This window comes from Nocardia aegles (genome assembly GCF_052545135.1).
Map to the genome: position 1 here is coordinate 1 of NZ_JBQWRI010000024.1, position 11,346 is coordinate 11,346.

At 63.4% G+C, this 11,346-nt stretch carries 8 protein-coding genes and 1 pseudogene; all 9 read right to left on the reverse strand.

Annotation, left to right across the window (positions count from 1 at the left end):
* Positions 1 to 2,280, reverse strand: a 2,280-nt coding sequence (locus ACT89H_RS29130) for an AMP-binding protein (protein WP_445111875.1), incomplete at its 3' end; no start/stop codon positions are given.
* Between the two features lie 323 nt (positions 2,281 to 2,603).
* Entirely contained in the window at positions 2,604 to 3,263 is a 660-nt protein-coding gene (locus ACT89H_RS29135) for a HemK2/MTQ2 family protein methyltransferase (RefSeq protein WP_445111882.1), read from the reverse strand.
* Between the two features lie 41 nt (positions 3,264 to 3,304).
* On the reverse strand, positions 3,305 to 4,072 hold the full coding sequence (locus ACT89H_RS29140) for a glycosyltransferase family 2 protein (protein WP_445111876.1): 768 nt from the start codon (positions 4,070 to 4,072) through the stop codon (positions 3,305 to 3,307).
* Positions 4,073 to 4,253: 181 nt separating this feature from the next.
* A complete protein-coding gene (locus ACT89H_RS29145; RefSeq protein ID WP_445111877.1) occupies positions 4,254 to 5,024 on the reverse strand; it encodes an O-methyltransferase in 771 nt (256 codons plus the stop codon).
* Positions 5,021 to 5,830, reverse strand: coding sequence for a PIG-L deacetylase family protein (locus tag ACT89H_RS29150; RefSeq protein ID WP_445111878.1), 810 nt, complete (start codon positions 5,828 to 5,830; stop codon positions 5,021 to 5,023). The genes ACT89H_RS29145 and ACT89H_RS29150 overlap by 4 nt, the downstream gene beginning before the upstream one ends.
* Positions 5,827 to 7,836, reverse strand: coding sequence for an ABC transporter ATP-binding protein (locus ACT89H_RS29155; protein ID WP_445111879.1), 2,010 nt, complete (start codon positions 7,834 to 7,836; stop codon positions 5,827 to 5,829). The genes ACT89H_RS29150 and ACT89H_RS29155 overlap by 4 nt, the downstream gene beginning before the upstream one ends.
* Positions 7,836 to 9,161 (reverse strand): DegT/DnrJ/EryC1/StrS family aminotransferase, encoded by a 1,326-nt coding sequence (locus ACT89H_RS29160; RefSeq protein ID WP_445111880.1) that lies wholly within the window; start codon positions 9,159 to 9,161, stop codon positions 7,836 to 7,838. Before ACT89H_RS29160 ends, ACT89H_RS29155 begins: the two co-directional genes overlap by 1 nt.
* A 7-nt stretch (positions 9,162 to 9,168) precedes the next feature.
* Positions 9,169 to 10,404 (reverse strand): 2-deoxy-scyllo-inosose synthase, encoded by a 1,236-nt coding sequence (locus tag ACT89H_RS29165; protein WP_445111881.1) that lies wholly within the window; start codon positions 10,402 to 10,404, stop codon positions 9,169 to 9,171.
* A gap of 694 nt (positions 10,405 to 11,098) precedes the next feature.
* Positions 11,099 to 11,346: pseudogene (locus ACT89H_RS29170) on the reverse strand (transposase); the annotation flags it as partial.

Genomic DNA, 11,346 nt, shown 5'->3' on the forward strand with positions numbered 1-11,346 from the left:
TCCATCCAGCACCCACGCGCGGGTGTTACGAATCGGGGCGCCGATCGTCACCGAATCACCTTGGGTCAACGGCCCACTGATGGTGACCATCATCGACGTTTCGGTGGGACCGTAGCCCTGGTGCATCCGCACCTGACCGGCCCACCTGTCCACGATATTTGGGGGGCATGCCTCTCCACCGAAAGCGAGCACCTCAAGCGAGGACACGGCGGGGGCTTCGATCGTGGCCACCACGGCGGTAGTGAGGAACGCGTGGGTGATCCGCTCGGCTTCCAGAAACGCCGCGAGGTGCCCGCCGGCAAAGATGCGCACCGGGGCTACCACCATCGCTGCGCCACCACTGAGAGCGAGCAGTACCTCGAGCATCGATGCGTCGAACGTCGTCGTCGCGCCGAAGAGCACGCGTGATTCCGATGTCACCGCGTAGCGGTGGCCTTGCTCGGCACAGAAATTGGGTAACCCGCGGTGGGGCACGGCCACCCCTTTGGGTGTTCCGGTGGACCCCGAGGTGAACATGACGTAGGCGGTGTTATCGGGACGCAGAGGTATGCGCCGCTCGGCATCGGTGACCGGTTCCGGAGACCAGGTGGCGCCGCTCATCCCGCCGACGTCGATCACCGGCCGGGCCCCGATGCCCGTGGGTACGCTGTCAGCGCCTGCCACCAGCACACACTGGGAATCCGTGGTTTCGACCAGTACCCTGATGCGCTCGGAAGGGTGGTCGAGGTCCAGCGGCACATAAACTCCGCCCGCTTTCAGTACCGCCCACAGGGCGACGACGAGATCCAGCGAGCGCTCGATCGCCACGGCGACCGACGTTTCTGGACCAACCCCTAGCGAGATGAGCTGGCGAGCAAGACGATTCGCGCGCACATCAAGATCCCGATAGGTTAACTGTCGCCCTTCCGTCACCACCGCGACGGCATCTCCGAACCTTGCGACCCGGTCGTCGAGGACGTCCGCCAATGTTGCGCACTCGATATCGCGAGTGGTGTCGTTCCAGCGGCGCAGTACCAGGTCCCGATCCACCTCATCGAGCAAATCCAGATCCGCCACTACGGCTGACGGGTCCTGTTCGAGGAAGAACCTCAGCGTCGACTGGAGCAGCGCCGTGTAGCGATCGATTTGCTCGGCATCGTAACGGTGGCTATTCCAGGCAAAGTCGACCCGTACACCATCTTCATCCAGGTTGGGGTAGACGTTGATCGCGACGTCAGCTATGGGCCCTGTCGTCAGCACCTGGCACGTTGTTCGCATCCCACTGAACTCAAGCGGAGCCAAGAAGTCCAGGAAGTTCACGACCGGGCCGAAGTCGGCGGCAAGGCCGCGGTTGTCCGATGCGTCGGCGACTTCGCTCCACCGCCGGAAAAGCTGATGACGCAGCGATGCCGCGACCACCGATGCGATGCGGGTCGTGAGGGCACCGATGGTGTCGGTGTCGGGCGCCGACAGCCGCAGAGGCAATACGTTGGAGACCGCTCCACCCGTGCGCTTCAACGCCGCGGTGGTGCGCGCCGACACCGGCAGCGACAGGGTGATCTCAGGTCGCGCGGTCACGCGGGCCAGGAACGTAGTGAAGGCGGCCAACAGCCGGGAGGTTCGATCCGTGACGTCGGTTGAGAAGGTCAGAGTCCGAGTCGACGCATGGCTTGGTGGTGTCTTCTTACGGTCGCCCCGCAGATCCGGCGGAACGCACCCCTCGCTCAGGGTATTTCGCCAGTAGATGGCATCCTCGCGGCTGCGCCTGGAGCGCCGATAAGTCTCCTCGAAATCGTGGATGACCGCGAAGCCCGCGTAGTCGATCGGCAGTTCGCCGTCGGGCAGGTGGTCCAAGGAGTAGAGCCGAGCGATCTCGGAGATCAGATTGCATGCGCCGTACCCGTCGAGCAGCACGTGGTGGCCGCGAATGTAGAATAGCGTGTTTGTCTCGGATACCCGCAGCAGCGCAAGCCTCAGCAGCGGGTCGCGCTCCATGTCCAGTGGCGTGCGGCAATCCCGCGCCATCCACTCGTTCGCCTGATCTGCCGCTGCGACAGATCCTCGGAAGTCCACGATCTCGATGTTGTCGTTGGCCGCGCGGTCGGGAACGAAGACCGGCTGGCCCTCGACGCGCTGCAACCGTACATAGGTCGACCCGAAGCGAGCGCCCGCAGTCCGCGCGGCGGAGGACAAGCGAGCGTAGTCAGGGAAGCGATCCATCTCCAGGTACAGCGCGATGGTGAATGCGACGTCAGGCCACAGCTGCTGGGCCGACCAGATTGCGAGTTGGGTCGCGCTCAACGAAAAAGATTCGGCCGATGAGCCACGCAATGAACCGTCTGTCACCGTTGTACCACCGCTCTGAGCACCCCCGAGTCGGAGAGGGGCACGTGATTGCCCGCGGCAGGGAGCTCGGCGCGCATCACCGGCTCGTATGCATGTGAGCGTGTCGCAAGGCGCGCACTCGCCTGAAAGGACTGTGCTGTCACGGACGGACCTCGCCTGTATCCTCGTCATCGAAGGGGCTGTTCATGAAAGCCTCCAAGGTTTGGGTGGCAGGGTCAGGTCCTGGTCGGGCGAAGGCCCGTTGAATCAGCGCGGCGGCGTTGGGCTGGTATCGGTGGTTACTTGTCAGCTCGTATCACGACGAGTTCCTCCCATCGCCTGCGGGCGGGGCACAGTCCGCGTTCCTGCAGCCAGGCGGTCCGTGCCGTCAACACCGGACCAAACGGAACGAGCTTGCGCGCGACGACTTCCACGTTGAGTCCCTGCTTGCGAAGCGATGCGATCGACGTCTGAATGCCAGCGTACTCGGACTGCACCACAAGCAGCGTTCCGCCGTCAACGAGTAGTTCGGATGCACTGTCGCACAGTGGGTTCAAGATATCGCGTCCATCGGGTCCGGCATTCCACGCGACGGATGGACCAGCCACGGTCACCAGATTGTCCTCGTCCAGGCCGACCGGTCCTGGTACGTAGGGAGGGTTGCATGTCACGACGTCGTAGGGGCCCTCAGCGATCGCATCGTCGAGTACCCCGTGCCGAACGTCGATGTTCAGCCCGTGACGCGTCGCGTTGCGTTGCGCGCAACCCACCGCCCGCGGACACACATCGAGCGCGGTCACATGGGACGCCCCTGCTTGTGCCGCGGCCACAGCGATGACGCCGCTACCCGTACACAGGTCCAGCACCTTGCGCGCGGGCAGGACGCCCGCAGCCTTCATCGCCTGAATGAGCAGGCGCGAATCATGTTGCGGTGCATAGACGCCCGGATCTACCAGGATTTCCACGCACCCGTCGCCCTCGGCGACTACCGACGCCGAGATCACTGATCGACCCCGCGCCGAGTCCGCTGCGTCGCGCCGGCCGCCGCGGCATTGGACGGTGGTCGCGTTATGGCCTCTCCGACGGGAATGAGTGTTTGGCGCACGAAGGCTGCCGATTTCACCGCGCGGTACTTCCGTGCGCCATACAGGTGGCGCATGCCGCGCCGCAGATCACGGCTGGCTTCGGTGAGATAGGCCCGTTCGCCCACCAACGCGCGTGCGCTCATGCGGCCGAAGTGATTGAGGAATGACATTTCAGTGATGTATACGCCGAAACCCGACGCACGCAAACGTAAGGCAAGATCGATGTCGGCTCCCCAGGAGAATCTGCCGAAGGAACGCTCGTCCAGGCCACCGACGCTCGTCCAGGCCGCCTGGGAGATGCACAGACACGTACCGTCGATCGCCGCTACGCTCCGGAAGTGCGGTGACGGCGAATAGTCCTCGGCGGCACCCCGGTACGTGGATGACTGTGACGCCCAGCCGTTCTCGACCCCGTCCTCGTCGTACATGGGACCGATCAGTCCCGCGTCGGCCGGCAGTCTGGGGTCGAGCACGCCAGCGAAGAAATTCGGGGACAGCCGGGTATCGCTGTTCAAGGTCATGGCGTGCGAGTAACCGCGGAGGAAGGCGATGCGGAAGCCGAGGTTGGACGCCGCCGCCCAGCCCATGTTGTGGCCGGCCCGGACCACTTCCTCTTCGCCCACCGGGTGGTAGTCGCCCCCGTTGTCGACGATGAGCAGGTCCGCGTGCGCGCTGGCCGACAATACGTCAGCGACCGGCGAGCGCGCCTCGGGTATTGTGCCGAGCACTGGGATGGTGACCAGGCATCGGCGGCGTGGATGCAATGTAGTCTCCGTCACATCGATGCCTTCCGGATGATTATGGTGGTGTCTTTTTCGTCGCGGCCTCGGGTGGTCAAGCGCTTCAGCCGTCCAAAGGATCCATCTAGAATGTCCTGAACCATCGCCAGTCCCGGCGGTCCTCGTCCGTTTTCCGAAGGGCCACCATCGAGGGATAGCGGATCCGGTTGTAGACGTGGTCGAACAGGGCGTGGGGCATCACTGCGGCGGCCGGACCGAGCCGGCCGAGGATCCGTCCGGCGACGCCCCGAAAACCGTGGCGGGCCGATCCAGCGCACATCTCGTAGCACGGGTAGCTCTGCAGAAGAGACACCGCCTTCGCGACTCCGGGCATGTCGCAGTCGTCGACGATTACGTAGCCACCGACTCGCAGAAGTCGGTTCGCGAAGTACAGATCCACCATCGTCTGATCGAAGGTGTGCCAGCCGTCGACAAACACCAAGTCGACTTCACCGGCGCTCTGCTCAACCAGTTGCGGCAGGAACAGTTCCGACGGTTGCTCGGTTAGTTCGAAGCGGTCGTGGCCGGCCTCGCGGAGGTTCCGCACACCAACGCCGTGCCAGTCAGAGAACTGGAACGGGTCGGCGATGATGTGACGGGCGCCTGGGCGCGACCGCAGCCCGTGTGCGATGTAGAGCGAGGACAAGCCGAACGCGCAGCCGATCTCGACGACGTGAATGACAGAGGGTCGACTGTCGATGAAATCGGCGAGGAACTCGCCCTCGACCGCGTCGATGTTCGAGTGCAGTTCTAGGTCGACTCCGTCGGCCGTTGTCACCCGGCGATTGCATAGAATGTCGCCGATGATTTGTCGCGCTCTGGTGGGCTCGACGAACGGCTCAGATGTCTCGGTCACCGCGGCTCTGCCGTTCTACTCCGATGCAGGCATTCGGTACCCAGGAATTGGCGATGTGTCTCCCACGAGATGGCGAAGCTGTCGAACAGTGGCGCAACCTGGGAGGCGTAGCAGCGGAAGGCTTCGTCCTTGATGGACCACTCCGCATCATCGAGTTTGTGATGCTCGGACCATCCCGCCACGGAGTCCCCGCGTTGCGGACACCGGTGCTCGATCGGGCAGGTCCAGTAGGGGCGGTCGCAAACCACCCGCAATTCGATGCCGCTGTTCAAACAGATCCGTTCGGCCAAGGCAGCCGCTAGTCGGTGATCAGGATGTGCGGCCGAGCAGGAATGGCTGATCAAGAGATCGACCCCCCGTTCTCGCACGATTTGAGTGGCCAGCGCCTCGCATCGTTGCAGCTGTGTCGTGGACATCCCCCCGTACTGGCCGTCGACGCCCATGAGACCCACGGTTTCGATGCCCACAACGTGACAGGCCAACTGGTGTTCTGCGCGCCGGGTGGCGACTGCGTCGCCGGGGCGGTGAAATCCGGATCGAACGTCCCACGAGGCCTCGGCGTTTCGTCCAAAGGTTTGACGCAGCGCGCGGAACTTGCGATGGGCATTCGTCGGATCGGCAGTGGTCGCGGCATCAGCCGTCGTAGCGGCGGCCGGTGGATGCGAGCACAAGACCATGTCGATCGAACGGCCACCCGCGGCGGACAGCAGCACCGAGGCCGACAGCACTGCGTCGTCGTAGTGTGCGAAGAGGAATCCAACGGTCTTGCTGCGCGCAGCAGCCATCGTCGGCATGCCGAAGGTCAACGCCGGCCCCCGTTCCTCATCCGCTCACCGCGGGCGACGGCAGAACCGTCCCCCTCGCCGATGTCGACGCGTGCCGCGAGCGCCATCTGGCGGTAGAGATCGTCGGTTTCGACGAGTTCGCCATGGGTTCCGCTCGCCCTTACCCGGCCCGACTCCAACAAGTGAATCGTGTCGGCCTCCTGCACCGACGAAAGCCGGTGCGTCACAGAGATCACCGCGCAGGAGCGTGCGACCTCGTGCAGGCACTCGCCGACCGCCGCGGCTGTGACCGGGTCGACGTGGCTGGTCGCCTCGTCCAATATGATTGCGTCCGCGGGTCGTATGAGAGCTCGTGCCAGCGCGATGCGTTGAAGCTGACCCAGCGACAGCACCCCACCGCGCAGCGGCGTGTCGAGTCGATGGGGCAGGTCGGAGATTGCATCGCCGAGCCGCACCCGCCCGAGCGTGTCCCACATCTCGGCGTCACTCGCATCCGGTCGCCCGAGCGCCAAATTGTCGCGGACGGTCCCCGCGATGATAGGCGTTCCCTGTTCGACGTAGCTCAGTCGTTGGCGAACGGCGTCATAGGTGAGGTCGGTGTACGGCCTGCCCAACAAGACAAGCGAGCCCCACTCCGGCTCGATCAGTCGCAGGATGGTCGCGAGCAGTGTCGTCTTGCCGGCCCCCGAAGGTCCGACGATAGCGGTGTGCCCACGGGCCGGGATCTCGAGCGTGACGCCATCCAACGCGGGCCGTCGTGCCTCGTCATATCGATAGCCGACCGACGTCAGCACAAGTAGCGGAATGAGGTCACGCTGCCCAGCCGGGGTGAGACAATCGGCACCGACGATGCCGTCGACCCGCCGCGCTTGCTCGGTTGCCACCCCTTCGAGCGGGATCCGCTCGAGTTCATCGATCCGGCGCGCACCAGCCACACCGGCCTGGATAGTCGAGAAGTGATGAGAGATCTCTGACAGAGGCCCGACGACTCCGAAGGTGTACATCAGGAATGCGATCAGGGAGGACAGCGGCATCTGGCCACTGGCTACGCGCGCCGCCCCGAGCGCGAGGATCACGATCACCGAGAGATTGGTTCCGAAGTCGACGGCGACGGTGGCCAGTGCCCGTACGCGCATCGCGCGGGTGGCGAAACGCTGAGCCTCCCGGGCGTCGCCTTCCAACGACGTCATCAGCCGGTTCTCGCTGCACGTCGACTTCACTGTACGAATCGCTGTCAGGTAGCTCTGAAACTTCTCGGCGACATTTCCGAGACTGCGTTGAACCTGCAGTTGTGCCACCGTGATTCGGGGAATCAGCAGCTTGTGCAACACAGCGAGCACGACCATCATGACCAGGATCACGACCAAGAGTCCGATGTCTATGCACGCCATCAGGACCAGCGTCCCGATGCTCAGGACGACCGCATGGAACACTGAAATCAGCGAGCTGGACGTTGCCTCGCGCAGCAACACGGTGTCGGCGACGGCTGCGGTGACGAAGTCGCCGCTGGATCGCCGCTCCAGCTGCGATAGTGCCGCGAATAGACACCGCCGGAACAGGGTGATACGAGCGTCGTAGACAACTCGCTCAGCCGTTCTAGCCAGCAGGATCCATTCGCCGAACACTAGCGCCGCGCTCGACGCAACGAGCAGCGCAAGCACGATCAGCGGGATCCGCAGCGAAGTTCCCGCCGCCACGCCGTCAACGATGTTCTTGACCACCATCGGGACAGCGAGTGTCGCGGCAGATGTCAGCAGCGTGAGTACGGCGCTTACAGTCAGCGCCTGGAATTGAGGCCGCGCGAAGCGCATGAGCATCTTGGTATCCGACGTCCGTCGGTCCGATGTCCACGGCGCGCCGACTACACTGTCGTCGCCGAAGTGTTGATGAGTCGTCGATGCATCCACGCTCACGGCGTCGGCGTCCACAGCGTGTTCACCGTCGAGGGCCATCGGGCTGGTCAGTGATAAGCCGCCGTAGTCGGTCGGCGCTCGATCATTCTGCGCCGCAGCGTCACCTGAGGTCATCACGCACCGACGGAGCCGATGGATTCGAATGCGACAGCTACCTTTACGAACGCCGCGGCAATGTCATCGACATCATCGGGAACTTCGAGAAGCGCACTGTGGTGGAACAGCAGGGTGTGCTCATAGTAATGCTCGGCTCCCGGGTAGTAGCGGTGGACACGGTCCTGGTCGATCAGCGTCTGCCAGGCCTGGCTGAACCGCTTTTTGGTCAGGGGTCTGAGCAGCACGCTTCGGTTCAACGGCGCGCGCGGCCGATAAACCGGTAGGCCGATCTCCTCAGCCACCGCGTGTGCGTAGGAGTCGATCGTCGCGTGGTCAAGTACGTTAGGTCGCAGTTGGACGGCGTACTCGTAGATCGCGCGTGACTGTACTGTCCCCGGCACTGGTAGAGGCGCGAAGTGATCATACTGGAAGAGCAAGTTCTCCAGCCGTTCGGCGTTCACCAACCGCCGCTCATTCTGGGAGTCGAGCCGAGCCAACTGATCCAAAAGGACAGCTGCAGTGAGTTCGGACATACAGTAATTCGCGCCCATGACGGCGCCGTCTTCGTAAAGTTCGGGTTGGTCGCGCCGTCTGGTCGCCGATCCATAGCGGCGAGAGTCAGCCCTCAGCATCTGAAGCCGTTCGAAGGTGACAGCATCATCAGTGATGACGGCGCCTCCTTCTCCCGCCGCCAGGGTCTTGGCCGCACCGAGGCTGAACACCCCGAGGTCCCCGATGGTTCCGACACGACGTCCGTCGCACATGGCACCGTGGGCTTGCGAGCAGTCTTCGATCACCGCGACGGCGACTTCATTCGTGAGCGCCACAATTTCGTCGATCTCGGCAATCGCGCAGGCGAGGTGCACCACAATGACCGCGCGCGTTGCCGATGTCATCGACCTACGCACGGAATCCGGCGTGATGCAGCCCGTCCGCGGGTCCACATCGGCGAAGACGGGCGTGGCACCCACCCGCAGGACCGCGGTCGCCGGGGCTACCCACGTGAGCACAGGCACGATGACCTCATCGCCGGGACCGATGTCCAGCGTTTCCAGCGCAATCAGCAGAGCGCTGGATCCGTGGTCGACGCTCACACAAAAGCGTGACCCGTTGTACTGCGCGAAAGCCTCGGCGAAGGACCGCTCTCGTGATATCCCCGTGCCAATCGGCCACGTCACCGACCAGCGCAGCGAACGCAGCGCGGCAAGCACTCTTTGCTCGGTGTTGTGGTCGATCTCGGGCCATACCGGCCATTCCCGCCCTCGTCGGATCGGTGGCCCGCCGTCGATGGCCAACGTAACGGTCTCTGCGGCCCAATCGGCCGAGCCGCGATGGTCGCTCATCTGCGTTTCACTCCGCATCGCTCAATTCGAGTCCGCGTGTGGCGGCAGCCGAATCCTCGTCCAGTGTCATCGCCAGCGCCTGCTGGATCTCATCGAAGTCGACCATCGTCAGAGGCAATCCGTCGGTCTCGACCGGCCGACCGAGCCTCTCGAGCAAAACGAAGGGTGCCTGGTCGTCATCCTCGACACTTAGGTAACCGCGTTTGTTATCGCCACGAAGCACCGCAGCGATCTCGTCAAATCCGACTCCCGACAACGGGGAGCACTCGACACCAAGGCCAATCCTCACTATCGCGTCATGGGCATATACAGATTCCCCGCCCAGCAGCCCACGGTTCATGGCGATCCGTGCGGCAACCAGCATCCCGATCGCGATGGATTCGCCATGACTGAAAGCGTCGGTGCCGCGCCGTCGATGGTCGACGAGTTCTATTGCATGTCCGAGTGTGTGGCCGTACTCCAAGACCAGCCCTCGACGTCGTTCGAACGGGTCGTCCTTGGTCACTTCCATCTTGGCGCGGATACTCGCCTCCAGCAGCCAGTTCAGGACAACGGGTGCCGACCACTGCGCTGAGTTCAAGGCAACCCACAGGTGGGGAATCTCGCGGGGGGCGATGGCGAGGCAATTCTTCGCCATTTCGCACAGCCCAGAACGAAGTTCGCGCCGGGGAAGGGTCCGCATCAGATCAAGGTCGGCAGCGATGAATTGAGGCGCGTAATAGGACCCGATCTGGTTCTTTCCGCCGGGTCCGTTGATGGCCTGCTTGAGCGACAGTACCGAATCCATAGCGGCCACGGTTGTAGTGGGGATATGAACGAGCCGGATGCCCCGGAACAGGATGCTGGCCATGACACCAGCGAGGTTGCCCGGAACGCCGCCGCCGAGAGACACGATAACCGAACGTCGTGAGATCGGCACGGCGAGCGCCGCTTCGATGTACTTCGCCATGGATTGAAGGGTCTTCACGTCCTCACCCACACCATGGGACACGATCGAAACCTTCTGGAGTGGGTCGAGTGCATTCAGCAGCGATTGGCCGTGCAGTTCAGCAACGACGTCGTCGGTGACGATAATTAACCAGTCGGCGTCGAGATCGGCCAGGTGTCGCGCGATCTCGTCGAGGCATCGCAAGCCGACGAAGTAGTCGACACTGTTTTCTCCGAGGCAGATTGGCATCTTGCGCAGGTCACCGCTGGCGATACTCGGAAGGGAATCCGTGACCGCCGGCTCAGATGCGCTCACCGAGCCGCGCCCCTCGGCGAATGATCGCCTCGATGAACGTTCGCATCGGTCCTCGCAGATACCGATGAAACATCGATGAAGTCTCCAGGACCGCCCCATCGGCGCCCCTGCGTTGGAACGCCGGCCACGATGCGGCGTGCGCTGCACCCGAACGGCCCCGAGATGCCCACGTACATTCGAAGATGCCCAGCACGCAGAACCCCGACCGAATCGAAGCAACGCCGGTCACGATGCTCGTCTACCACGAACAACGGATGTGACATCGACTGCCCTCTCACAACTTTGCGTGCGCTCCGTGCGTCCGCTCGGTATCCAACTCGGCAGCCACCCGATCCGGCTACGGCTCGCAACTGAACCTGCCCCGATCGAGACATCGATTTCCTACGTGACGTCATCTCTGCCGGTTGAACACTCAATATGGGTGAGAATACGTAACCTTGACCAATCACGCCAGTTGACAGTTGACGTTGGCCACTTCTCAAAATGACGAAAGTACTTCGGACAAGTTAATTTGACTAACTAACCCACATTTCTGGCGGGGCTGAGGTGCTGGCCGGATCGGTTCGGATTGCCGTCTTGCCGCCCTTTCGGGCCGCAAAACGGCATGGTACGGGGCCCGCTCAGCGAGTGTCTGCCGGGTTCCGCGGGCCCGGGTGGTTGGTCCTCCCGTCTGGCAGGTGCGGGTTTGTGCTGGTCAGCCGGGTTGGAGGCGGGACAGTGCGGTCAGGATCAGTCCGGTGTAGGGCCAGTGGGCCGAGAACCGGAGGGCGGGCATAGCGAGCCAGACCTGCCGCGGCGGAGAACAGTCGCAGCCGGAGTCGTTTGGGTTCCCAGCGGCGCGCGTCGTCGTCGTGCAGGGCAAGTAGTTTCATGCAGGCGGTGGGTTCTGTTGCCAGGCATACAATCTCGATCCAGATCCGGTTCTGGTCGAATCCCTGCAGC